Origin of the sequence: Micromonospora mirobrigensis, assembly GCF_900091555.1 — a bacterium.
In the GTDB taxonomy this organism is placed as follows: Bacteria; Actinomycetota; Actinomycetes; order Mycobacteriales; family Micromonosporaceae; genus Micromonospora; species Micromonospora mirobrigensis.
In genome coordinates this window covers 1-22,377 of sequence record NZ_FMCX01000004.1, presented here as the reverse complement: position 1 = coordinate 22,377, position 22,377 = coordinate 1, and the positions used below count along the sequence as shown (strand labels likewise).

Here is a 22,377-nt window from a genome sequence, read left to right as displayed (position 1 = left end):
CTAGTCGGGGACTGAACCGGCCTCCGGGCCCTGGCCGGCGGGACGGGCTCAGGCCGTACGAGCCGCCGGATCGGTCTCCACCGGCACGCCCACCGGGCTCAGCGCCGCCGCCTGACCGAACGCCAGCAGCGCCAGCAGCAACTCGTGCTGCACCCGCTGGGGCATCCGGTCCAGCACCGCCTGCACGGCCTGGTGCCGGCGCTCCTTGAGCTCCCGCAACAGGGTCTCCGCCGCAGCGGTGGGGATCAGCCGGACCTCGCGCCGGTCCCTCGGGTCGGCCACCCGACGCAGCAGGCCGGTGGCCTCCAGCCGGTCGCAGAGCCGGCTGGCCGACGAGGGTACGACGTCGAGCAGCTCGGCCAGGCGGTTGACGTTGATGTCGGGACGGCCGCTGATCAGCGAGAGCACCCGCAGCTGGGTCGGCGACACCGGCACCGAGTGCCGCGAACCGGCGCCGTCGAGCACGCCGAGCAGCGCCTCGGCAGCAGCATCGATCGCCGCGGCTAGATTCGGAGGTCGCTCCACCCGATGTCCCCTGCGATCGTCACGCCCGTGTTCCGCTGCCGGCCGGTTACCGCTGCCAACCGCCGTCCCGACCAGCGGAACCGCGCCAGTCCAGACAGACGACGACCGCGTCGTCGCGCAGATCGGCTTCGGCGTGGTAGGCGTGCAGTTCCCGCATCACCGTACCAACTGCCTCGGCCGCCGGTTGCAGCCGAGTCGACCGCATCGCCCGGGCCATCGACCGGTGCCCGTACGGCTCGGCACCGTCCGGAGTGGCCGCGTACACCCCGTCGCTGACCACGAAGAGCCGGTCCCCCGGCTCGACCTGGAGTTCCTGGGCGGCGTACCGGGTATCGGCGAACATCCCGAGCGGCAGCTGCTGCTCCAGCTCGATCCGGGTCACCACCCCGGCCCGCAGCCGCATCAGGTGCGGCGACCCGGCGTCCACCGCCCGGGCGCGCCCCGTGCCGGTGTCCAGCTCCAGCAGCAGCGTCGGCACGTTCCGACTCCCCCGGTGCTGATAGAAGATCGTGTCCGAGGCCAGCTCGGCCTGCTCGACCAGGGTCCCGCCGGAGCGGCGGGCGTTGCGCATCGCGTTCACCGTCACCGCGGTCAACACCGACGACGCCAGGCCGGTGCCGGCGCCGTTGAGCACCGTGACCGTGAGCCGGTCCCCGTCGACCGACCAGTCGAAGTGGTCGCCGCCCACCGTGTACGCCGGCTCCAACTGCCCGGCCAGCAGGAACGCGCCGTGCGTCACGCTGCGCCCGGGCAGCAGGTCCCACTGCATCTCGGCGGCCATGCTGAGCCGCTCCCGCCGGCGTACCCGCCGGTACCGGTCGGTCTCCCGGTCCGCCGCCCGCAACGCCACCGCCAGGTCCCCGGCGATGTCCACGGTGACCTGCACCGTGGCGGCGTCCGGGGCGCGCGGCAGCTCGATCAGCAGCACGCCGAGCCGCTCACCCCAGGTGGTCAACGGCAGGTAGAGCCGGCAGCGCCCCTGCTCGTCGACGTCGTGCACCGGCTGCTGGCTGCTGAAGCAGCGCTGCGCGACCGTGTGGCAGGCCAGGAAGCCGGCCGCGGGCAGCTCAGGGTCGAGCACCGGCCACAGACCGGAGATGCGGTAGTCGGCGATGAACACGTCCGTCCGCGACGCGTCCAGCGCGGACCGGACGGCGCGGTCGGCGGCCTCCACCAACTGGTCGGGTGGAGCCTCGCGGAGAGCGCGCGACACCGGTCCGGGCGCGTGCGGCATGTCGTCCTCCGGGGCAGATTCTTGCATCAGAGCAAGCATCATACGAAGCCTCCCCGACAGCCCCGGCCACCCCGTCCGGCGCACCGCCGGGGCGGTGTCGCGGTATGGCCGCCGGGGCCGGGTCCGGCCCGGGATACTGACCCGGGACCTACCAGGGCCAGGAGGTGCGGTGTGAACTCGGCGGACGGCGCGGCCGTGGTGGTCGGCGTGGACGGCTCCGAGTCCGCGCTGCGGGCCGTGCGGCTGGCCGCCGTCGAGGCGGACCGGCGGGGCCGGCCACTGCGGGTGGTCCACGGGTTCATCTGGCCGCTGCTGCACGTGCCGATCACGCCGCTGACCGAGGGTCCGCCCCGCGGTGGCCTGCGTCACCAGGCCGAGGACCTGGTCGCCGCGGCGGTGGACGTCGCGCGACAGGCGGCGCCCGACGTCCGGGTCACCGGGGAGATCATCGACGGCGAGGCGTCCGCGGTGCTGCTCGGCGAGACCCCCACCGCCGTGCTGACGGTGCTCGGCGACCGTGGTCTGGGCGGCTTCACCGCCCTGGTCGTCGGCTCGGTGGCGATCCAGGTCGCCACGCACGCCGACTGTCCGGTGCTGGTCGTGCGCGGCGCCGAGCGGAGCGACGGGCCGGTCGTGGTGGGCGTGGACGGCTCCCCGTCGTCGCACGCCGCCGTGGCGTTCGCCGCCGAGGAGGCGGTGCTGCGCGGCGCCGCGCTGCATGCGGTGCACGCCTACCGGCACCCCGCCTCCAGCGGCCCGGGCGACATGCAGCCCCTGGTGTACGAGGAGCACCAGCTGCGCGGCGAGGAGGACCGGGTGGTCGCCGAGGCGCTGGCCGGCCTCGCCGACCGGCACCCGGGGCTGTCGGTCGGCCGGGCGGTCACCCGGGGCCGGCCGGTGGCCGCGCTCACCGAGGCGTCCCGCCGGGCCCAGCTCGTCGTCGTCGGCGGGCAGGGTCACGGCGAGCTCAGCGGGCTGCTGCTCGGCTCGGTCAGCCACGGGGTGCTGCACCACGCCGACTGCCCGGTGGCGGTGGTCCGGTCCCCCGCCTGAGCACCACGTTGGGGTCAGGCCAGAACGGGTAGACCCCGGGCGTACGCCGCAACGGCGACGACGACCGGAGGAGGCAGCGATGCCAGGACCACGGCCGGGCAGCAACGCGTACGACAAGGAGCGGGCCCGCCTGCGGGATCTGATCGAGAACTCGGGACGCGCGGCGGACCAGGAGGCCAACCAGGTGGCGAACCGGATCCTCCAGGAGGATCGCGGCCAACGGGGTGTGGTCCGGGGCGAGCGCACCTACGGCCCGAAGGGCGAACGCGAACCGGGCGACCCGAAGTGAGGACGTCCCGGGCGCTGGACGGGGCGATCGCCGGGGCGGTGGGCAGCGCGGTGCTCAACGTGGTCAGCTACCTCGACATGGCGCTGCGGGCCCGCCCGGCCAGCGGCACCCCCGAGGAGACCGCCGGCCGGCTGGCCGGGGTGGCCCACGTCGACCTGGGGTCCGGGGAGCGGGCGGCCAACCGCCGCTCGGGCCTCGGGCCCGTGCTCGGCTACGCCACCGGCATCGCCGCCGGCACGGTGTACGCGGTGCTCGCCGGTGACCGGCGGGTGCCCGCCCCGCTGGCCGTGGCGCTGCTCGGCGGTGGGGTGATGGCCGCCTCCGACGGCTCGATGACCGTCCTGGGCGTCACCGACCCGCGCACCTGGGGGCGGTCCGGGTGGATCGCCGACCTGGTTCCGCACCTGGCGTACGGGGCGGCGGCCGCAGCCACCCTGCGGAGGCTGCGACCGCCGGCGTGACCGGGTCGGGCGTCAGCCCCGGTCGCTCTCGTCGTCGGCCACCGGCTCACCGGCCGGCCCGTACGGCGACACCTGCCCCTTGGGCACCGGCCGCCCGACGTCCGCGTTCGAGGTCCCCCGGTTGAGCGGATGGCCGCTCGCCCGGGGGCCCTTGCTGTCCTGGCTGGTCGCGCCCTTGTCGTTGCGGCGCAACTCCTCCTGCTGCGGCTTGACCACAGGTCTCTCCTTCCCCGGTGGGAGCACACGGCGTCGGCCGTGCGCCACCGGCCGCGTACCCGGCCCCGCCGGGCGCATTCCGGTCCCGTCGGGGCGTCTGCCCGGGGCCGGGGCGGGTACTCGGCAGGGATGGGTGACGACCGGACGACCGCCAGGATCCTGCTGGAGCGGCAGGGCCGCACGTACGCGCAGGAGGCCGGCATCGGGCTGGCCGACCGGCCGGGCCCGCTGTACCAGCTGCTGGTGCTGACCACCCTGCTGAGCACCCGGATCCGGGCCTCGGTGGCGGTGGCCGCCGCCCGGGAGCTCTTCGCCGCCGGCTGCCGTACGCCGCAGGCGATGGAGGCGACCGGCTGGCAGGAGCGGGTGGACGCGCTGGGTCGCGGGCACTACCGCCGCTACGACGAGCGGACCGCCACCATGCTGGGCACCGGGGCGCGCCTGTGCCTGGACCGCTGGCACGGCGACCTGCGGCGGCTGCACCGGGAGGGCGGCGGGAATCCGACGGCGCTGCGCCGGCTGCTGACCGAGTTCCCCGGCATCGGCCCCACCGGCGCGGACATCTTCCTGCGCGAGGTGCAGGCGGTCTGGCCCGACGTCCGCCCGTACGCCGACCGCCGCGCGCTGGCCGGCGCGCAACGCCTCGGCCTGCCGGCGAACCCGCGCGGCCTGGCCGGGCTGGTCCCCGAGGGCGAGTTCGGCCGGTTCGCCTCGGCCCTGGTCCGGGTGGCCCTCGGTGAGGAGTCCGCGGGTGAGGTGAACCGGACCGTCGCCACCGCGACGGCCCGCTGAGGCGTCACTTGGCCGGCTTGTCCCCCGGCTTGGTCAGGTGCCACACCAGCAGGGCCGCGGCGACCGCCAGCAGCACCAGGCCGCCGGAGAGGCCGCGCTCGTCGCTGCTGCGTCCGCTCACCCCGAAGTAGATCACCGCCAGGCCGGCGAGGACGGCGAGGAGTTTGCGTATCCCTTGGTCCTTCACGACCCGGACGGTACGGCCGGCCCGTTGCCCGGTCGGCGTTTTCCGGACCGGTCACCCGATGGTGGTTCAGTCGGTCTCCAGGTCGTCCAGCGAGATGGCGTGCGTCATCAGCCAGCGGGCCAGCGCCGACATGCCGAACAGCCACAGCGGCGCGGACTCGGTCGGGCCGTTGGTGGCGAAGATGGCGAACCGCAGGTCCGGCGCCCGGTACGCCTCGATCCGCCACCGGTGGTTCTTGTCCCGCCAGACCGCCGAAGGGTCCATGGCGTCACGGTAGGTGACGGCCCGCAGTCGCGGGCCCGGATGACGGGTCACCCCGCCGGAGTGACCACCTCGCGGGCGTCGTCGGGCAGCCGGCGGGTGGCGCCCCGGCGGTCCAGCAGCTCCAGCAGCGGCACCGCCACCCGGCGGGTGGTGTCCAGGGCCTGCCGGGCGGCGCTGAGGGTGAACGGCTGCGGCAGCCGGGCCAGCACGCGTACCGCGTCGTCGACCGCGCCGGGCAGCAGCACCACGTTCTCGGCCAGCTTCAGCAGGGCGCCGGCCCGCACGGCGGCGCCGATCTCCCGGGGGCCCAGCCCCAGGTCGGCCAGGCGGTCGGCCTCGGGGGCCCGGAACGGGCGGTCGCCGTACTCGGCGCGGACCCGGTCGACGGCCCGGGCCACCGGCTCGGGCAGGGTGTCGGTGGCGGTCGCGGTGACCCGGCCGTCGCGCAGCCGCAGCGGCGGGCGCAGCAGCGCCTCCACCAGGGCCCGGTCGGGCAGGTCGAGGCGCTGCCGGAGGGCCTCCAGCGGCATCCCCGGCTCCAGCGGGTGCGCGCGGGCGTACCGGGTGACCTCCTCGGTGAGCCGGGCGCCGAGGCGACGCCAGTGGCCGGGGTCGGCCAGCCAGTCTCCGGCGACCGGGGCGAGGTCGACCGGGACGCCCATCCGGGTCAGCTCCCCGGCCCGGACCAGGTGCCGGCGGCGCAACTCGCCGGCGAGGTCGGGGCGGCCGTCCAGCCCGGCCAGCACGGTGGCCCGGGCGGTGGCGGCGCCCCGGCGGGCCAGCGGCGGCGGTGCCACGTCCAGCACGGTCACCCCAGCGGCGACGTGGTGCCGGCCGGGGTCGCGCAGCAGCGCCCGGTCGCCGACGAGCAGCGGCAGCGGCCGGGCCAGCCGCAGCCGGACGGTGTCCGGGCCGAGCGGGCGGACCCGCACCGGCACCGCCGCCGAGCCGACGTGCAGGGTCAGGGTGGCGGGCAGCTCGGCGGCCGGGTCGCCGGCGAGCCGGACGTCGACCAGGTCGGTACGGCCGAACCGGCCGGGGGTGAGCAGGGCGTCGCCGCGGGCCAACCGGTCCCGGGACACCCCGCGCAGGTTCACCGCCACCCGGGCCACCGCGTCGACCTCGTCGTGCGCGGCACCCAGCGAGTGCAGGCCGCGTACCCGGACCGGCTCACCGGTGCCGGCCAGCTCCAGCTGGTCGCCGACCCGCAACCGGCCGGCGCCGAGGGTGCCGGTGACCACGGTGCCACTGCCCCGGATGGTGAACGACCGGTCCACCCAGAGCCGCACCGGCGCGTCGGGCACCGGCGCGGGCAGGGCGGCGACCAGCCGCTCCAGCGCGGCGCGCAGCTGCGGCAGGCCCGCACCGGTGGCGCCGCTGACCGCGACCGCCGGCACGGACCGAAGCGAGGTGCCGGCGAGCCGCTCCCGGGCCTGGGCCAGCGCCGGGCCCGGGTCGGCCAGGTCGGCGCGGGTGACCACCAGCAGGCCGGCGGAGACGCCGAGCGCGTGCAGCGCCGCCAGGTGTTCGGTCGACTGCGGCATCCAGCCCTCGTCCGCGGCGACCACCAGCATCGCCGCCGGCACCGGCCCGACCCCGGCCAGCATGTTCGGCACGAACCGCTCGTGCCCGGGTACGTCGACGAAGGCGACGGTGCCGCCGTCGGGCAACGTCGTCCAGGCGAACCCGAGGTCGATGGTCATGCCCCGGCGGCGTTCCTCGGCCCACCGGTCCGGTTCCATCCCGGTCAGCGCCCGCACCAGGGTGGACTTGCCGTGGTCGACGTGCCCGGCCGTGGCGATCACCCACACGGCTGCTCACCCACCCGCAGGATCGCCGTCCGCAGTGTCCCGTCGGCCTCGGCCGGTACGCAGCGCAGGTCCAACAGCAGCCGCCCGCGTACCACCCGGCCGAGGACGGGCTGCTCGCCGGTGCGCAGCGGTTCGGCGTACGACTCGGGCAGGCTCAGCGCCCACGAGTCCAGTTCGACGCCGGGTGCGCCGCCGCCGCCGACCACGGAGGCGCAGGGCACCACCTCGGCCTTGCGGCCGTCGATGCCGAGGGCGTCGCGCAGGCGCTCGGCCCGCTGGCGCAGCGTCGCCGGGTCGGCGTGCAGGGCGGAGCGGGTGGGGGTGGTCGGCCCGTGCAGGGTGCCGGCGAGCGCGGCCAGGGTGAGCTTGTCGACCCGCAGCGCCCGGGCCAGCGGGTGCCGGCGCAGCCGCTCGACCAGGTCGGTGTCGCCGAGGAGCAGGCCGGCCTGCGGCCCGCCGAGCAGCTTGTCGCCGCTGGCGGTGACCAGGTGCGCGCCGGCGCGCAGGGTGGTCGCGGCGTCCGGCTCGTCGGGCAGCAGCGGGTCCGGGGTGAGCAGTCCGGAGCCGATGTCGGCGACCACGGGCACACCCAGGGTCGCCAGCTCGCGGACGGCCACCGCCGAGGTGAAGCCGGTGACCAGGAAGTTCGACGGGTGCACCTTGAGCACGAAGCCGGTCCGCGGGCCGAGCGCGGCGGCGTAGTCGGCCAGCGTGGTGCGGTTGGTGGTGCCGACCTCACGCAGTCGGGCGCCGGTGCTCTCCAGCAGGTCGGGCAGGCGGAACCCGTCGCCGATCTCGACCAGCTCACCCCGGCTGACCACGATCTCCGCGTCGGCGGCGAGGGCGGTGGCGGCGAGGACCAGGGCGGCGGCGCCGTTGTTGACGACGTGCACCGCGCCGGCGTCGGGCACCGCGGCGGCGAGCGCGTCGAGGGCGTCCCGGCCGCGTCGGGCCCGCCGGCCGGTGGCCAGGTCCAGTTCCACGTCGGTGTGCCCGGCGGCGGCGACCACCGCGTCGACGGCCGGCGCCGACAGCGGGGCCCGGCCGAGGTTGGTGTGCAGCACGACGCCGGTGGCGTTGAGCACCGCGCGGGGCGCGGCGGTGGCGACGGCGGCCAGCGCGGCGTCGCGTACCCGCTCGGGGGTGATCTCCCCACGGCGGGCGCGGTCCTGCGCGGCGGTGATCGCGGCCTTCACCCGGTCCCGGCCGAGGGCGTCCGCCGCGGCGGCGAGGTCGGGGTCGGCGAGCAGCGCGTCGGTGCGCGGCACCCGCCGCCGCGGGTCGGCCGGGCCGTCGCGCATCACGTCATCTCCACAGGGCCAGCTTGGCGGAGACGGACGGGAATCGAACCCGCCTGGCCCGGATCCCGGACCACACCGGTTTTGAAGACCGGGAGGGGCACCAGCCGCCTGAACGCCTCCACGCAGCAGTCAACCACAGCCCGCCCGGCGCCGCTCGGCTCGGGTCAGCCCTGCTCGGCGGCCCGCCGGTCGGCGCGTTCCCGCTGCGGCACCACCGTGTAGCGCGGGTCCTTCGCCGAGGCCACGCCGCCGTGGAAGATGCCGAACCGGGTGCAGACCGACGCGGCGAGCAGCGCCGCGCCGGAGACCGCGGACAGCGCCCGGTTGCGCCGGCCGATCAGCGCGCCGACCACGCCGGCTGCGGTCAACGCCCGCCCGGCCTTCAGCAGCCTGCCGGGGGTGCCCTCGGCGTAGGGCTCGCTGAGCAGGCCGAGGCGGTTCTCCACCCGGTGGGAGCCCCACAGCTCCATGGCCGCGCCGGCCACCGCGAACCGCCGTGCCGGGCCGGCCTGGTCGGTGGGGGCGGTGAGCAGGCCCACGCCGGCGCCGCTGGCCAGCGCGCTGCCCGCGAAGATCATCGGCAGTTCCGGGTACGCCTCGTGCCAGGACGGCACGGCCGTGTCGGCCAGCAGCACCCCGGTGTACGTGGCCAGCAGCGGCGCGGTGGCCGCGGCGGCCAGCCCGGCGGCGTGCCCCACCGGGGGCAGCAGTCGGCGGCCGAGGCCGAGCACACCCCGCTCGGGCAGCCAGGGCGCCGCCTCGGCGATGGCCGCCACCCCGGCGGCCGGGCCGAAGGCGCTCAGGATCCAGGTACCCACCGACATCGGCGAGGTCAGCTTCGCCACCCGCAGCATGTGGTGGAACCGGCTCGGCCTGCCCAGGTCGTTGATGAGGAAGTACGCGCTGGTGGTGACCGCCGCCAGGGAGGTGACCCGTCCGGCCCGGCGCAGCGCCGGCCGACCGGTGAGCTGCCCGCCGGCGGCCAGCAGCGACGAGCCGGCCGCGAGACCGCCGGTGAACAGGTACGCCGCGATGTCCCACTTCCACACCGGCGCCTTGAGCACGGGCCGCCCGTAGTAGGAGGTGAACTCGGCGGGCGGGACGTTGAGCTGCTCCCCGCCGCCGCCCTTGCGTCGGCCGCCGCGCCGTCGTTCCGTCGGTGGCACGTCCCGGGGTGGCTGCGGGGCCAGTCCGGCCTCGGCCGCCCCGGCGTCGGTGCGGGCGACCCCCGCGCCGGTGCCCGTGGCCCGGCTGCCGCCCGCCTCGGCGAACCGGCCGCTCTGCTTCGCGCCGTGGCCACCGGAGACGCTGGGCCGCTCCGGCCCCTCGCTGGCGAGCCGGTCGCGGAAGCGACGGAACAGGGCGCCGACCGGGGCGCGGTCCGGACTCACGATGAACCTCCGACGAAGGCGGCGACGGCCGCCGCCGCCATGGCCAGGGCGGCCAGCCCGGCCCGCTTGTACATCCGGGGCAGGTCCCGGGTGGTGACCACCGGGTCCGGCGGCAGGCCGTACACCTCCGGCTGGTCGAGCAGCAGGAAGAACGCGCCGTCACCGCCGACGCCGTCGGTCGGGTCGTGTCCGTAGAGCCGGGCCTCCGGCACCCCCCGCTCGTGCAGGGCGGCCACCCGCTGCGCGGCCCGCTCCCGCAGCTCGTCGAGGGGGCCGTACTGGATGGACTCGGTGGGGCAGGCCTGCGCGCAGGCCGGGGTCATGCCGGCGCCGAGGCGGTCGTAGCAGAGCGTGCACTTCCACGCCCGGCCGTCGTCCTTGCGCTGGTCGATGACGCCGTACGGGCAGGCGGAGATGCAGTAGCCGCAGCCGTTGCAGATGTCCTCCTGCACCACGACCGTGCCGAACTCGGTGCGGAACAGCGAACCGGTGGGGCAGACGTCCAGGCAGGCCGCGTGGGTGCAGTGCTTGCACACGTCGGACATCATCAGCCAGCGGAAGTCGGTGCGGCTCTCGGCGCCGGAGCCCCGGCCGGGGGGCTGCGCGCCCGGCATGCCCAGGAACTGCGCGCCGTTGGTGGTGGCCGCGCCGTTCCCCGCCGCCGAGCCGGCCGGAGCACCGTCGGCCGGCATCGAGCCGGCGCCGTTGGCCGTGACGGCGCGGGTCGGGGCGCCCAGCACGTCGGCCGGCACTCCACCGGTCATCCGGGCCGCGGCCGACGGGGCGCCCGGGGGGACCCCCGGCTGGGTCCCCGTCGGGTTTCCGGTGCCGGCGGCCACCGCCGCCGACGCGGCGCTGACCGAACCGCCGGTCGGGTTGCCGGCGAACGGCGGGGTGCGGTGCCCCGCCGGCAGCGGCTGCTCGATGAACGCGACGTGCCGCCACGAGTTCGCGGTCAGCGCGCCGGTGTTGTCGTACGACATGCCCAGCAGGTCGAAGCCGGAATCCGGGACGGCGTTCCACTCCTTGCAGGCCACCTCGCACGCCTTGCAACCGATGCAGACGCTGGTGTCGGTGAAGAAGCCCATCCGGGGACCGGCGGCGGACCAGCCCGCGTCCGGCGCCGGGTCCAGCGGACCGTAGAGGCTGTTGACGTCGGGAATCATTCGGGATTCTCCCTCGGCCCGTCGTCGCTGGGCCCCGCCGGGTGGCGGACCTCGGTGGTGACCATCGGCGGTCGCCGACCCGGGACGATCCCCGCCCGACGCCGGTACTCCTCCACCAGGTCGAGCAGCGCCGGTCCGGTCGGGCGGCGACCGGGCCGCACGTCACAGGTGCCGATCTTGCTCTCCTGGATCAGCACGTTCGGGTCCAGGGTGATGCCGAACAGGTCGTTGGCCGAGTCGCCGGTCACCATGCCCTCGAAGCCGAAGTGGTACGGCAGCCAGAGCTGGTGGATCACCCGCCCGTCCACCCGCAGCGGGGTGAGCCGGTCGGTGACCAGCACCTTCGCCTCGATCACCGCGCGACCGCTGATCAGGTGCGCCCAGCCCAGGTGCGCCACCCCCGCCTCGGCGGCCAGCTCCGGCGACACCTCCACGAACATCTCCGGTTGCAGCTCCGCCAGCGGCCGCACCATCCGGCTCATCCCACCGGCGGTGTGGTGCTCGGTGAGCCGGCTGACCGTGAACACGTACGGGAAGACCTGGCTGTGCTCCTGCGGCGGGCTCGGGTTCACCGAGTTCACCGGGTGGTCGTACACCTTGCGCATCGGGTTGGACTGCTGGCCGTAGAGCGGGTTGCGCATCGGCGACTCGGCCGGCTCGTAGTGCGTCGGCAGCGGGCCGTCGAGCACGCCGCTCGGCGCGTACAGCCAGCCCTTGCCGTCGCCCTGCATGACGAACGCGTCGTCACCGGCGAGCGCCTCCGGCCCGGAGGCGCCCTGCGGCGGCCGGTACGACGGCGGCTTCGTCTTCTCGAAGTCCGGCACGTCGTGGCCGGTCCACTCGCCGGCCTCGGAGTCCCACCACACGTAGCGCTTGCGTTCGCTCCACGGCCGGCCCTGCGGGTCGGCGGAGGCGCGGTTGTAGAGGGTGCGCCGGTTCGCCGGCCACGCCCACCCCCACTCGGCGGCCACCCAGTCCTGCTCGTGGCGGGACTTGCGGCGGGCGGCCTGGTTGACACCGTCGGCGTACACGCCGGTGTAGATCCAGCAGCCGACCGCCGTGGAGCCGTCGTCCTTGGCCTCGGCGAACGAGGCCAGCGGGCGGCCGGTGGTCACGTCGTACCCGTTGATCTCGCGCAGCACCGCCTCGGCGCTGGGCTCGGCGTGCTGGCCGTGGGTCGGATAGTCCCAGGCCAGGTCGAGCAGCGCCCGGTCACGGGGGTGGTCGGAGTCGGCCAGCTTCTCCCGCAGCCTGAGTCCGAGGTGGTAGAAGAACCACAGCTCGGAGCGGGCGTCGTTCGGTGGGTCGAGGGCCTTCTCCCGCCACTGCAACAGCCGCTGCGTCTGGGTGAACGTGCCCTCCTTCTCCACGTGCGAGGCCGCCGGCAGGAAGAACACCTCGGTACGGCACTGCTCCGGGACGATCTCCCCGGTGGCCACCTCGGGGCCGTTCTTCCAGAACGTGGCACTCTCGATCATGAACAGGTCGCGGACCACCAACCAGTCCAGGTTCGCCATGCCCAGGCGCTGGGCGCGCCCGTGCGCGGAGCCCACGGCCGGGTTCTGGCCGAGCAGGAAGTAGCCCTTGATCTTGCCGTCGATCATGTTCAGCACCTGCTGGTAGGTGCCGTGGTCGCCGGTCATCCGGGGCATGTAGCCGTAGCAGAAGTCGTTCTCCGGGGTCGCCTTCTCCCCCCAGTACGCCTTGAGCAGGCTGGCCGCGTACGCCCGCGAGTTGCCCCAGAAGCCCTTCTGCCCGGGGTGACGGATGCTGTCCACCCACTCGTCGAAGGTCCGGTGGTCGGCGTGGTGCGGCATCGGCAGGTAGCCGGGCAGCAGGTTGAACAGGGTCGGGATGTCCGTCGAGCCCTGGATGGAGGCGTGCCCACGCAGCGCCAGCACCCCGCCGCCCGGGCGACCCATGTTGCCCAGCAGCAGCTGGATGATCGCCCCGGTGCGGATGTACTGCACGCCCACCGAGTGCTGCGTCCAACCCACCGAGTAGATCAGGCAGCCGGTGCGCTCCCGGCCGGAGTTCTCCGTCCAGGCCTGCGCCAGCTCCAGGAACTTCTCCCGCGGAATGCCGCAGACCCGTTCCACCATCTCCGGGGTGTAGCGGGCGAAGTGCCGCTTGAGGATCTGGTAGACGCAGCGCGGATGCTGCAACGTCTCGTCCCGCTGGGTCTTCCCGCTGACCTGGGCGCCGTGCGACTCGTGCCGCAGCCCGGCCGCGCTGTCCCGCTCCTTGGCGGTGTGCCCGCTGCCGGAGTCCGACTCGTGGCCCTCGTACTGCCAGGAGTCCTGCACGTAGCTGCCGGTCTCCGGGTCGAAGCCGGAGAAGAAGCCGTCACCGTCCTCGGTGTCCTCGAACCGCTCGCTGACGATCGTCGCGGCGTTGGTGTACGCCAGCACGTACTCCCGGAAGTCGAGCTCGTTGTCCAGGATGTAGCGCACGACGCCACCGAGCAGCGCGATGTCCGTGCCCGCCCGGATCGGCAGGTACGTGTCGGCGACCGCACTGGTGCGGGTGAACCGCGGGTCGACGTGGAAGACCTTGGCGCCGCGGCGCTTCGCCTCCATCACCCACTGGAAGCCCACCGGGTGGGCCTCGGCCATGTTCGAGCCCTGGATGACGATGACGTCAGCGTTGGCGACGTCCTGCTGGAAGTCCGTCGCACCACCGCGACCGAAGCTGGCCCCCAGACCGGGGACGGTGGCGGAGTGTCAAATACGGGCCTGGTTCTCGATCTGGAGTGCCCCCATCGCCGTGAACAGCTTCTTGATGAGGTAGTTCTCCTCGTTGTCCAGCGTCGCCCCGCCGAGGCTGGAGATGCCCAGCGTGCGGTTGAGCGGCCGGCCCTCGTCGTCGACGTCCTCCCAGGTCTCCGCGCGAGCGGCGAGGATCCGGTCGGCGATCATGTCGACCGCGACGTCGAGCTCCAGGTCCTCCCACTCGGTGGCGAACGGCCGGCGGTAGCGGACCTTGGTCTGCCGCAGCGGGCTGGTGACCAGGCTCTTGCTGGCCGAACCCTTGGGGCAGAGCCGGCCGCGGGAGATCGGGCTGTCGGGGTCGCCCTCGATCTGGGTGACCTGCCCGTCCTTGACGAACACGCGCTGGCCGCAGCCGACCGCGCAGTAGGGGCAGACCGAACGGGCCATGCTGTCGGCGGTCTCGGTCCGGGCGGTCAGCCCGGCCGACCGACCCGACTGCGCGGCGGCGCCCCGACCCAACGGGTCGGTGCCGGTGAGTTGCCGGTAGACCGGCCACCCTTCGATGAAGGTCCGCAGCCCCACCCGGACACCTCCTCCACGCTGCCGGAAGCTGACCTTCTGAACATAGGCCAGGGCGTGGGGGTCCGCGACTCGAGCGGCAGATCATTTTCCGGTCGGGCTGCTCGGGTGCGGAAACAGTTCCGCCCCCGGCCGGAGCCGGGGGCGGAACGGGTGCCGGTGTGCAGGTCGCCTCTCGGCGAGTGGCGCGACGCGGCTCCAGCCGAACGGTATTCCGCGAAGGCTATTTAGGTGAGGCCCGGGGACACTTGACACACCGACACCTCACTCAACCTACCTCGGGGCGTGGTTGTTCCGCCCGGCTCGTGAGCGTTGCCACTGTTCTCGCGGGGGGGGTCCTGGGCTTGGGGGCTCGGGGGCGAGCGTCCCCGGCTCCGGGCGGTCAGGCTTGATCCCTGCGCCGGGGACGCTCGCCCCCGAGCCCGTCGTGTGGTCGGGCTGCCGTCCGTCGGTCGCGCATCTTTCGGGTACGCCCGCGTGGGCCGTTTCCGGGGCCCGGCGTGCGGCGAGTCTCTGACCGGGGACATGCCGCTGGCCGGCACCCGTCAAGGGTGCCGGCCAGCGTGGTTGTTCGTGCCTGGGGTCAGTTGTTCCAGTGCTGGGCGACGAGGTCGGCGGCCTGCTGCTCCCACTGCGCGTACGCGTCCGGGTAGGCCGACACCTGCACCGTCTGCGCGGCGTCGGTCAGGGGCATGTCCTGCCACCCGTCGACCTGCTTCAGACCCTTCAGGAACGCGGTCGTCGAGTAGGCCGGGTCGGTGATCTGCTCCGGGCTGCCCCAACCACTGGACGGACGCTGCTGGAACAGGCCCAGCGAGTCATGGTCGTTCTTGTCGCCGAGGTGGCCGAGGTTCTCGAGCTTCGACTCCTGCAGGCTCGTCGCGATCGAGATGACCGCGGCCCGCTCGGGGAGACCGGCCTTCTTGGTGGCGGCGATGATCGCCTTGGCGTTGGCGGTCTGCTCGTCGTTCAGGTCGATGTTCGACTGGGTGCCCTGCACACCGTGCGGGATCAGCGCCTTCGCGTCCACGCCCGGCTTGTCGGCCTGCACCGCGGCGACCGGGGCGGCGTGCACCGGCTCAGCGGCGTGAGCGGCAGCCGGACCGGCGAACACACCACCGGTGAAGGCAAGACCAGCAATACCCAGCACACTCTTGGTCAGCATCGAGTTCATGGGGAAGCTCCTTGGGGGTTGGCGCGACACCCGAGGGGGATCAGGCGACGCGCAAGCACCGTCAGGCGCTCAAAAAGCAGGGGAAAAGTCTTGGTGTCCGGCACGGCCACGGACCCAGCGGGGCTCGTCGTGGCGGCCGACCATGTGTAACGACCGCCGGCCCCACATCATTCCGGGGCCCGGCCCGATCCGTCGGGGCATCGGTGCTGGCAGCCGGGGGTGCTGCTGCGGTCGTCCAGAGGGTGTAACGGCCCGGGGCCGGCCGCCATTCCACCGCGCGGTCCGGAAGAAACGGACATCCGGCCCGTGACCGCCCAGCCGGCGCACGTCGTTCGCGAGCGCCCCGCGCCGCCACGCCGTTGGCCGGCCGGCGGGCTCGGCAGCCTCACGGCCGGTTGGGGTCGTACCGGGCTCTCCGGCGCCTGGGACCGACCCCGATCGCGGCATGTCGCTCGCTTCGGTCAGGGTGCGGCACGCGTCGGGTGCGGCGTGAGTCGTTGGTGCTCTCAGGTCCGCAGGCGGGCGGGGAGCACGCGGCCGCGGCCCGGCGCGGCCCGAGCCGGAAGGCTCAGCGGAAGGCCGACGGTGCAGGTGGGCGCGCTGCGGCCCGGCGCGGGGTTACCCTGACAGCATGCAGGTCCGCTCCCCCAGCGCACCCCCGGTGGCCCTCCTGGCCCGCCCGGGGCGTCCCGCCGTGGTGGCGCGGACCCTGGCCGAGCTGGCCGGTCCCACCGACGGCCTGGTGGAGCTGCCGGTGCGCCTGATGTGGAGCAGCGAGCGGACGTTCGACCTGGCTGACCCGGACGACCTGCTCTGGATGTACGAGAACGTGCTGCGCGAGACCACCCGCGCCGAGGACCTGCGGCAGCTGGTCAACGGGCGACTGCTGGGCCGGGTCTGGCCGATGCTCAACCTGCCCCGGGGCGTACGCCAGGCGTGGGAGCGGGAGCACCCGGCCCTGCGGGCGGCGTGAGCACTCCCCACCTGCACCAGTTCTACCGCGACGTGGCCCGGGTGGCCCTGTCGGCGGCCGGGCGGCACCGGTTCGTCCTCGGTGGCGGGGTGGCGTGGGCGGCGCACGGGCTGGTGACCCGGCCGACCGAGGACGTCGACCTCTTCGCCGACGTGGAGGGGGCCGCCGCGGCGGCCGCCAGCGACGTGTGTACGGCGCTGGAGCGGGCCGGGTTCGAGGTGAGCTCCGCCGACCCGGACAGTGAGCTGGGTGAGCTGTTCGCCGGTTTCGACCGGGACGTGCGGGACTTCGTCGTCGCCCGCGACGGCCGGCAGATCCGGCTGAGCCTGGCCCGACTCGACCGGTACCGGAGCCCGGTGGTGATGGACCTGGGCCCGGTGATGGACGTCCGGGACCTGATCGCCAACAAGACCGCGGCGCTGGTCAACCGGCGCGAGGTGCGCGACTACATCGACGTCGCCGCGGCACTGGAGCAGTACGACGTGGCGGCGCTGCTGGAGCTGGCCCGGCAGGTCGACCCGGCGCTCGACCCGGACGACGTCCGGGAGGCCGGCCGCTACCTGGACCGGGTTCCCGACCGCCGGTTCGCCCGGTACGGGCTGGACGCGCCACAGGTGGCGCGGCTGCGGCAACGGCTGGCGGACTGGCCCCGCTGAGCGGGCCGCGTCAGGTAGCCGCGGTGTTACACGCAGGTGCCGGTTGGCGGCGGTGAAGTGAAACACCGCGCACGGCTGTGGCAGAAGGGACACCTGCTGTTCTATGGTGCGCAACGGCGCCCGTAGAGGCGCTCCACCCCCATGGAAAGGCACGGCATGACCTCCTCCTCCGGCGCCTCGCGCCGCCAGGTGCTCGCCGTCGCGGCCGCCGCCGCGTCCGCTCCCCTGATCGCCGGCGCGCCCGCCGAGGCGAAGCCGAAGCAGCCAAAGACCTGGGACCTGACGATCCTGGGCACCTCGGACACCCACGGCAACGTCTACAACTGGGACTACTACAAGGACGCCGAGTACGACGACAAGGACCACAACGACGTCGGCGTCGCCAAGCTGGCCACCCTGGTCAACCAGATCCGCGCGGAGCGCAAGGGCAAGGCGACCCTGGTGCTCGACTCCGGTGACACCATCCAGGGCACCCCGCTGGCCACGTACTACGCCAAGCAGGAGCCGATCACCGCCACCGGTGAGACGCACCCGATGGCCAACGCGATGAACATCCTGCGGTACGACGCCGTCACGCTGGGCAACCACGAGTTCAACTACGGCCTGCCGCTGCTGGCCAAGTGGATCGAGCAGCTGGGCTTCCCGGCGCTGGCCGCCAACGCCGTCAACGAGGCGACCGGCAAGCCGGCCTACACCCCGTACGTGATCAAGAAGGTGCGCCTCGGCGGCTGGGACTCCCCCACCATCAACGTGGGCATCCTCGGCCTGACCAACCCGGGCGTGGCCATCTGGGACAAGGGCAACGTCGAGGGCAAGCTGGTCTTCCCGGGCATGGTGGAGACCGCCGCCAAGTGGGTGCCGATCATGCGGGACCGCGGCGCCGACCTGGTGATCATCTCCGCGCACGGCGGCGACAGCGGCACCTCCAGCTACGGCCCGGAGCTGCCGAACGAGAACCCCGTCGCGCTGATCGCCCAGCAGGTGCCGGGCATCGACGCGATCCTGTTCGGTCACGCCCACAACGCGGTCGAGCAGCGGTTCGTCACCAACCCGACCACCGGCGTCGAGGTGCTGACCACCGAGCCGTCGAAGTGGGGCCAGCGCCTGTCCCGGATGGACTTCACCGTCTCCAAGGTGAAGGGCCGGTGGCGGGTGGTCGAGAAGAAGTCGGCCCTGCTGAACACCAACACCGTGGTCGAGGACCCGGCGGTGCTCGCCGCCGTACGCGGCCAGCACGTCAAGACCGTCGACTACGTCAACACGGTCGTCGCGCAGTCCGAGGTGGAACTCTCCGCCGTCGAGTCCCGCTACAAGGACACCCCGATCCTGGACTTCATCAACCACGTCCAGGCCGAGGTGGTCGGCAAGGCGCTGGCCGGCACCGCGTACGCGAGCCTGCCGGTTCTCTCGATCGCCGCGCCGTTCAGCCGCACGGCGGTCTTCCCGCAGGGTGACGTGCGGATCCGCGACGTCGCCGGCCTGTACGTCTTCGACAACACCCTCGAGGCGGTCGTGCTGACCGGCGCCGAGGTGAAGGCGTACCTGGAGTACTCGGCGAAGTACTTCAAGACCTTCCCGGTCGGCACCACGGTCGACGTCGCGAACATCAACGACCTGAACGTGCCGGACTACAACTACGACGTGATCTCCGGCGTCGACTACGACATCGACATCTCCAAGCCGGTCGGCCAGCGGATCACCCGCCTGGTCCTGGCCGGCACCGAGACGCCGGTTCCGGCCGACGCGCAGTTCGTCGTCGCGGTGAACAACTACCGGCGCAGCGGTGGCGGCAACTTCCCCGGCATCGTGAAGACCCAGGTCTACAACCAGCAGCAGGAGATCCGCCAGCTGCTGATCGACTGGGCGCAGGCCAAGGGCGTCATCCGCCCGGCCGACTTCTACGTGCCGAACTGGAAGCTGGTGCGCGAGGGCGTTGCGGTCTTCTGACCCGTACGGGCCCGCCGGGCCGCGAACCACACCGGTTCGCGGCCCGTCGGCCGTTCGCCGCCGGTCAGCCGCCCGCGCGCAGGTCCCAGTCGGGAAGTCCACCGATCGGATCGGGCCGGTCGCGGCGGGCCTCGGTCTCGGAGGCGGTGGCCCGGTCCTCCGGTGGCACCCGGTCGGGCAGTTCGCCGAAGCGGACGTGACGCAGGAACGCGTACTCCTCGTCGGTGAACGACTCGTGCGGCTCGCTCATACCGACAGTGTGCGCCGCCCGGTCGAGAAGGGGAATCACCCGGCCCGGGCAGCGGGGAGCCGATCCAGCAGGGACAGGGCCGCGCGCACCGGGCGCCGCCCGAGGGTGTCGGCGAAGCTGGCGCGGCCCTGGCAGAACCGGACGAACATCCGCCAGCCCACCGGGGTGGCCAGCAGCGCGTGGAAGACGTCGGGTCGTCGCTCGAAGACCTCCAGCAGCCGGTGCCCGGCCCGCATCTCCGGCACCAGCCGGCGCCGTACCTCCCGCTCGTAGCCGTCCGGGTCGTCGGCGGCGACCGCCTCACCGGCCAGCCGGCCGGAGCGCAGCGCGTAGCTGATCCCCTCCCGGCTCCACGGCTCCAGCAGGCCGGCCGCGTCCCCGACCACCAGCACCCGGCCCCGGCGCAGCGGCGAGTCCCCGGTCCGGCAGCGGGTGAGGTGCCCGGAGTCGTGCTCCGGGGTCACCCCGGCCAGCCCGAGCCGGTCGACGAAGTCGCGCAGGTAGGCGCGGGTCCGCTCGCCCTGCCCGCGCGCCGCGATCACCCCGACCGTGAGGCGGTCGCCCTTGGGGAAGACCCAGGCGTACGACCCGGGGACGGGCCCCCAGTCCAGCAGCAGGCGACCCCGCCACCGGCGCTGCTCGGCGGGTGGGACGGGCAACTCCAGTTCCAGCCCCAGGTCCACCTGCCGGTGTCGCACGCCGACGTGCCGGGAGGTGATCCCGGAGGAGCCGTCGGCGCCGATCACGGTCCGGGCGCGTACCTGCTCACCGCCGGCCATACGCAGGCGTACCCCCTCGGGGTCCTCCTCCAGCGCGCGCACGGCGACGCCCTCGCGGACCTCCACGCCGGCCATGATCGCGGCCGCCCGGAGCCGGTCGTCGAACTCCTCCCGGCGGACCATGGCCACCAGCGGCTCCCCACCCTGCCGGGTGAAGCCGCGCCGCCCGTCCCGGGTGAAGCTCACCCGGTCGACGTGGTCGTGCGCCGGCACCTCGATCCGGTCGGCCACCTCGGCCAGGGAGGTGCCGATCAGGCCGCCGCCGCAGGTCTTGTAGCGGGGGTGGGTGGCCCGCTCGACGACCAGGGTGCGGACCCCGGCGCGGGCGGCGGCGTGCGCGGCGGTCAGGCCGGCGGGGCCACCGCCGACGACCGCGAGATCCCAGACGACCACCGGTGCAGCCTAGGGCACGCCCGTCGGCCGGGCAGGCCGCCGGGGAGGCCGGAACCCCCGATCGGGTGGGCATCATCGCAGTTCGGAGGGGTAACCGGCCGGGCGAAGACCGCCCACCGAACCGGGCGGGTCACGCCGAGGAGGAACAGGATGCAGCAGGTACGGCTGTCGGAGACCGAGGAACGGGTTTACCAGGCGGTGGCCGCGCTGGAGGCCCGGGGTCACGTCCCCTATCCCGACCAGATCGCCAAGGAGACCGGGATGAGCGAGGACGACCTGCACGCCCCGCTGCATGCGCTCACCGAGAAGAACCTCCTGCACCGGGAGGACTCGCCGATGGCGGGCCTGGACTTCGGCCCCCGGTGGTGTGCGCGTCAGATGGCCTGACGGCGCCGTTTGCCGGTGACGGCCCCGGGTAGCGGTCAGGAGTGGATGATCGACGGAGATCGGGTGGCACGATGAGCGCTGACCGCCCGACCGCGGCCGACAGCGAGCCCCAGTACGACGAGCGGCGCCGATGGAAGGCGCTCGGCGTCGGGCTGGTGGCCGCGTTCATGACACTGCTCGACGTGAGCATCGTGAACGTGGCCGTGCCCTCGATGGACCGGGCCCTCGGGGCCACCCCCAGCGACCTTCAGTGGGTGCTGTCCGGCTACGCCCTGACCTTCGGCCTGGTGCTGGTGCCCGCCGGCCGGTTCGGCGACGCCCGGGGCCGGCGCAACGCCTTCGTCTTCGGGGTCGCGTTGTTCACCGTCACCAGCGCGCTGGCCGGACTGGCCCGCTCACCGGAGTGGCTGATCGCCGCCAGACTGCTCCAGGGCGCTGCCGCCGGCGTGGTCAACCCGCAGGTCAGTGGCCTGATCCAGCAGCTGTTCCGGGGCGCGGAACGAGGTCGCGCCTTCGGCCTGCTCGGCGCGACGATCGGCATCTCCACCGCGGTCGGGCCGCTGCTCGGCGGCCTGCTCATCCAGGTCGGCGGCGAGCAGCAGGGCTGGCGCTGGGTGTTCTTCGTCAACGTCCCGGTCGGCATCCTCGCCGTGCTGCTGGCCTGGCGGCTGCTGCCCGCCCGCCCCACCGGCCGACCGGACCGACACCGGCTGGACCCGGTCGGCGTGCTGCTGCTCGGCCTCGGGGTGACGCTGCTGCTGCTGCCACTGGTGCAGCACACCCAGTGGCGCGGGCCGTGGAAGTGGGCGCTGATCCCCGTCGGCCTGGCGTTCCTCGCCGGCTTCGGGCTCTGGGAGCGCCGGTACGCCCGCTCCGCCGCCCCCATGTTCGACCTGCGGCTGCTCACCCTGCGGTCGTACTCCCTGGGCGCGCTGATCGCGCTGGTCTACTTCGGCGGGTTCACCGCGATCTTCTTCATCTTCACCCTCTACCTCCAGAACGGTCTCGGCTACAGCGCGCTGGTGGCCGGCCTGGCGATCACCCCGTTCGCGTTGGGGTCGGCCGTGGCGTCGGCGCTGGGCGGCCGGGTCGTCACCCGGTACGGCCGTCCACTGGTCGCCATCGGCCTGTTCGTGGTGGTGGTGGGGCTGGTCGCGACGGTCCTCGTGCTGCGCGGATCACCCTCCGGCTCGGTGCCGCTGCTGACCGCCGGGCCACTGCTGGTGGCCGGGCTGGGAAGTGGGCTGGTCATCGCCCCGAACCAGACGCTGACGCTTTCCGAGGTGCCCGTTCCGCAGGCCGGCAGCGGCGCCGGGATGTTGCAGACCGGGCAGCGGATCGGGTCGGCCGCCGGCATCGCCTCGGTGGGGGCGCTGTTCTTCTCGTCCCTGGCGAGCAGCCGGAACGACTGGGGGGCGGCGTTCCGGCAGTCGCTGCTGCTGGCCGCCGGGATCATCACCGTCGCCCTGGTCGCCGCCCTGGTCGACATCGTGGCCGGACGGCGCGCGGACCATCGGGCCAGCACCGCCGACTGACAGTGAGGATGTAGGTGGGGTCACCCGGTCCGGTCTGACTCACCGACTGACCGACGTTGCTGTCCTGTTGAGCGATTCGTCGATCGGTTCCGGGTGACCCCGTCCTGCACGTCACTGGCAGGGGCGTCGTGACCTGATAGGAGCCTGTGCAAGAGGCCCCGTCACTGTCCTGTCCGCCCGTCCCGGCGGGTGCGTGCCGACCCTGTCGGTGCAAGCGAAAGGGACGACGGTTCCAGGATGACAGCCAAGAAGCGCCAGGTCACGGGTGGGGTTGATACCCACGGGAAGACGCATCACGCCGCT

General features: G+C 73.9%; 22 protein-coding genes and 1 tRNA gene. 9 read left to right on the top strand and 14 right to left on the bottom strand.

Translation table 11 applies throughout. From position 1 onward, the window contains the following. Positions 1-48 precede the first annotated feature (48 nt). Both GA0070564_RS14605 and GA0070564_RS14600 read right to left on the bottom strand, forming a co-directional pair. Positions 49-525 (bottom strand): MarR family transcriptional regulator, encoded by a 477-nt coding sequence (locus GA0070564_RS14605; RefSeq protein WP_091609205.1) that lies wholly within the window; start codon positions 523-525, stop codon positions 49-51. A gap of 46 nt (positions 526-571) precedes the next feature. Next, entirely contained in the window at positions 572-1,759 is a 1,188-nt protein-coding gene (locus GA0070564_RS14600; RefSeq protein ID WP_091609204.1) for a PP2C family protein-serine/threonine phosphatase, read from the bottom strand. Positions 1,760-1,930: 171 nt separating this feature from the next. On the opposite strand from GA0070564_RS14600, the gene GA0070564_RS14595 reads away from it, so the two are divergent. The 3 genes from GA0070564_RS14595 to GA0070564_RS14585 all read left to right on the top strand — a co-directional run bounded on the left by GA0070564_RS14595 (position 1,931) and on the right by GA0070564_RS14585 (position 3,562). Continuing rightward, complete coding sequence (locus GA0070564_RS14595) at positions 1,931-2,812, top strand: universal stress protein (protein WP_091609203.1); 882 nt, start codon at positions 1,931-1,933, stop codon at positions 2,810-2,812. A 79-nt stretch (positions 2,813-2,891) separates the two neighbouring features. Next, positions 2,892-3,101, top strand: a complete 210-nt coding sequence (locus GA0070564_RS14590; protein WP_091609202.1) for a phosphatidylethanolamine-binding protein — start codon at positions 2,892-2,894, stop codon at positions 3,099-3,101. After that, positions 3,098-3,562, top strand: coding sequence for a hypothetical protein (locus GA0070564_RS14585; protein ID WP_091609201.1), 465 nt, complete (start codon positions 3,098-3,100; stop codon positions 3,560-3,562). The genes GA0070564_RS14590 and GA0070564_RS14585 overlap by 4 nt, the downstream gene beginning before the upstream one ends. 12 nt (positions 3,563-3,574) lie before the next feature. Here GA0070564_RS14585 and GA0070564_RS14580 read toward each other — a convergent pair whose 3' ends face one another. Then, the gene (locus GA0070564_RS14580; RefSeq protein WP_091609200.1) at positions 3,575-3,778 is read right to left on the bottom strand and encodes a hypothetical protein; all 204 of its coding nucleotides are present in this window, start codon (positions 3,776-3,778) and stop codon (positions 3,575-3,577) included. A gap of 129 nt (positions 3,779-3,907) precedes the next feature. On the opposite strand from GA0070564_RS14580, the gene GA0070564_RS14575 reads away from it, so the two are divergent. Next, positions 3,908-4,570 carry a hypothetical protein gene (locus GA0070564_RS14575; protein WP_091609199.1) on the top strand — a complete coding sequence of 221 codons (663 nt, stop codon included), beginning with the start codon at positions 3,908-3,910 and terminating at the stop codon, positions 4,568-4,570. Positions 4,571-4,574: 4 nt separating this feature from the next. Here the strand turns inward: GA0070564_RS14575 and GA0070564_RS14570 are convergent, their stop codons facing one another. The 9 genes from GA0070564_RS14570 to GA0070564_RS14530 all read right to left on the bottom strand — a co-directional run bounded on the left by GA0070564_RS14570 (position 4,575) and on the right by GA0070564_RS14530 (position 15,154). Further along, positions 4,575-4,757, bottom strand: coding sequence for a hypothetical protein (locus GA0070564_RS14570; protein WP_091609198.1), 183 nt, complete (start codon positions 4,755-4,757; stop codon positions 4,575-4,577). A 66-nt stretch (positions 4,758-4,823) separates the two neighbouring features. Beyond that, positions 4,824-5,021, bottom strand: coding sequence for a hypothetical protein (locus tag GA0070564_RS14565; protein WP_088971502.1), 198 nt, complete (start codon positions 5,019-5,021; stop codon positions 4,824-4,826). Positions 5,022-5,068: 47 nt separating this feature from the next. Next, on the bottom strand, positions 5,069-6,832 hold the full coding sequence (gene selB, locus GA0070564_RS14560; protein ID WP_091609197.1) for a selenocysteine-specific translation elongation factor: 1,764 nt from the start codon (positions 6,830-6,832) through the stop codon (positions 5,069-5,071). Next, positions 6,823-8,133, bottom strand: a complete 1,311-nt coding sequence (selA, locus tag GA0070564_RS14555) for an L-seryl-tRNA(Sec) selenium transferase (RefSeq protein WP_091609196.1) — start codon at positions 8,131-8,133, stop codon at positions 6,823-6,825. The genes selB and selA overlap by 10 nt, the downstream gene beginning before the upstream one ends. Positions 8,134-8,157: 24 nt before the next feature. Further along, positions 8,158-8,253: transfer RNA gene (locus GA0070564_RS29310), tRNA-Sec, on the bottom strand. Between the two features lie 44 nt (positions 8,254-8,297). Further along, complete coding sequence (gene nrfD / locus GA0070564_RS14550; protein ID WP_091609195.1) at positions 8,298-9,524, bottom strand: NrfD/PsrC family molybdoenzyme membrane anchor subunit; 1,227 nt, start codon at positions 9,522-9,524, stop codon at positions 8,298-8,300. Then, entirely contained in the window at positions 9,521-10,687 is a 1,167-nt protein-coding gene (locus GA0070564_RS14545) for a 4Fe-4S dicluster domain-containing protein (RefSeq protein WP_091609638.1), read from the bottom strand. Before GA0070564_RS14545 ends, nrfD begins: the two co-directional genes overlap by 4 nt. After that, positions 10,687-13,983, bottom strand: coding sequence for a formate dehydrogenase (gene fdh / locus GA0070564_RS14540; RefSeq protein ID WP_281182156.1), 3,297 nt, complete (start codon positions 13,981-13,983; stop codon positions 10,687-10,689). Before fdh ends, GA0070564_RS14545 begins: the two co-directional genes overlap by 1 nt. Positions 13,984-14,563: 580 nt before the next feature. Next, positions 14,564-15,154 carry a hypothetical protein gene (locus GA0070564_RS14530; RefSeq protein WP_091609192.1) on the bottom strand — a complete coding sequence of 197 codons (591 nt, stop codon included), beginning with the start codon at positions 15,152-15,154 and terminating at the stop codon, positions 14,564-14,566. A gap of 631 nt (positions 15,155-15,785) precedes the next feature. Between GA0070564_RS14530 and GA0070564_RS14525 the strand changes: the two genes are divergently transcribed. From GA0070564_RS14525 to GA0070564_RS14515, 3 genes are all read left to right on the top strand, one after another. Then, positions 15,786-16,127, top strand: coding sequence for a hypothetical protein (locus GA0070564_RS14525; RefSeq protein WP_091609191.1), 342 nt, complete (start codon positions 15,786-15,788; stop codon positions 16,125-16,127). After that, positions 16,124-16,783 carry a nucleotidyl transferase AbiEii/AbiGii toxin family protein gene (locus GA0070564_RS14520; RefSeq protein ID WP_245670002.1) on the top strand — a complete coding sequence of 220 codons (660 nt, stop codon included), beginning with the start codon at positions 16,124-16,126 and terminating at the stop codon, positions 16,781-16,783. The genes GA0070564_RS14525 and GA0070564_RS14520 overlap by 4 nt, the downstream gene beginning before the upstream one ends. Positions 16,784-16,939: 156 nt before the next feature. Then, complete coding sequence (locus tag GA0070564_RS14515; RefSeq protein WP_091609189.1) at positions 16,940-18,730, top strand: bifunctional metallophosphatase/5'-nucleotidase; 1,791 nt, start codon at positions 16,940-16,942, stop codon at positions 18,728-18,730. 64 nt (positions 18,731-18,794) lie between these two features. Here the strand turns inward: GA0070564_RS14515 and GA0070564_RS14510 are convergent, their stop codons facing one another. Together GA0070564_RS14510 and GA0070564_RS14505 are read right to left on the bottom strand one after the other, a co-directional pair. Beyond that, a complete protein-coding gene (locus GA0070564_RS14510; protein ID WP_091609188.1) occupies positions 18,795-18,980 on the bottom strand; it encodes a hypothetical protein in 186 nt (61 codons plus the stop codon). A 35-nt stretch (positions 18,981-19,015) separates the two neighbouring features. After that, entirely contained in the window at positions 19,016-20,152 is a 1,137-nt protein-coding gene (locus GA0070564_RS14505; RefSeq protein ID WP_091609187.1) for a geranylgeranyl reductase family protein, read from the bottom strand. A gap of 150 nt (positions 20,153-20,302) precedes the next feature. Between GA0070564_RS14505 and GA0070564_RS14500 the strand changes: the two genes are divergently transcribed. Beyond that, positions 20,303-20,539: a hypothetical protein gene (locus GA0070564_RS14500; RefSeq protein WP_091609186.1), complete on the top strand. Its 237-nt coding sequence runs from the start codon at positions 20,303-20,305 to the stop codon at positions 20,537-20,539. A 71-nt stretch (positions 20,540-20,610) separates the two neighbouring features. Beyond that, positions 20,611-22,074 carry an MFS transporter gene (locus GA0070564_RS14495; protein ID WP_091609185.1) on the top strand — a complete coding sequence of 488 codons (1,464 nt, stop codon included), beginning with the start codon at positions 20,611-20,613 and terminating at the stop codon, positions 22,072-22,074. Positions 22,075-22,377 lie beyond the last annotated feature (303 nt).

What these genes read in the sequence shown, in the direction of transcription:
- GA0070564_RS14600 (WP_091609204.1), bottom strand. Translation starts at nt 1,759, where the DNA reads ATGCCGCACGCGCCCGGACCGGTGTCGCGCGCTCTCCGCGAGGCTCCA.
- GA0070564_RS14590 (WP_091609202.1), top strand. Translation starts at nt 2,892, where the DNA reads ATGCCAGGACCACGGCCGGGCAGCAACGCGTACGACAAGGAGCGGGCC.
- GA0070564_RS14575 (WP_091609199.1), top strand. Translation starts at nt 3,908, where the DNA reads ATGGGTGACGACCGGACGACCGCCAGGATCCTGCTGGAGCGGCAGGGC.
- GA0070564_RS14565 (WP_088971502.1), bottom strand. Translation starts at nt 5,021, where the DNA reads ATGGACCCTTCGGCGGTCTGGCGGGACAAGAACCACCGGTGGCGGATC.
- selA (WP_091609196.1), bottom strand. Translation starts at nt 8,133, where the DNA reads ATGCGCGACGGCCCGGCCGACCCGCGGCGGCGGGTGCCGCGCACCGAC.
- GA0070564_RS14530 (WP_091609192.1), bottom strand. Translation starts at nt 15,154, where the DNA reads ATGAACTCGATGCTGACCAAGAGTGTGCTGGGTATTGCTGGTCTTGCC.
- GA0070564_RS14525 (WP_091609191.1), top strand. Translation starts at nt 15,786, where the DNA reads ATGCAGGTCCGCTCCCCCAGCGCACCCCCGGTGGCCCTCCTGGCCCGC.
- GA0070564_RS14515 (WP_091609189.1), top strand. Translation starts at nt 16,940, where the DNA reads ATGACCTCCTCCTCCGGCGCCTCGCGCCGCCAGGTGCTCGCCGTCGCG.
- GA0070564_RS14510 (WP_091609188.1), bottom strand. Translation starts at nt 18,980, where the DNA reads ATGAGCGAGCCGCACGAGTCGTTCACCGACGAGGAGTACGCGTTCCTG.
- GA0070564_RS14500 (WP_091609186.1), top strand. Translation starts at nt 20,303, where the DNA reads ATGCAGCAGGTACGGCTGTCGGAGACCGAGGAACGGGTTTACCAGGCG.
- GA0070564_RS14495 (WP_091609185.1), top strand. Translation starts at nt 20,611, where the DNA reads ATGAGCGCTGACCGCCCGACCGCGGCCGACAGCGAGCCCCAGTACGAC.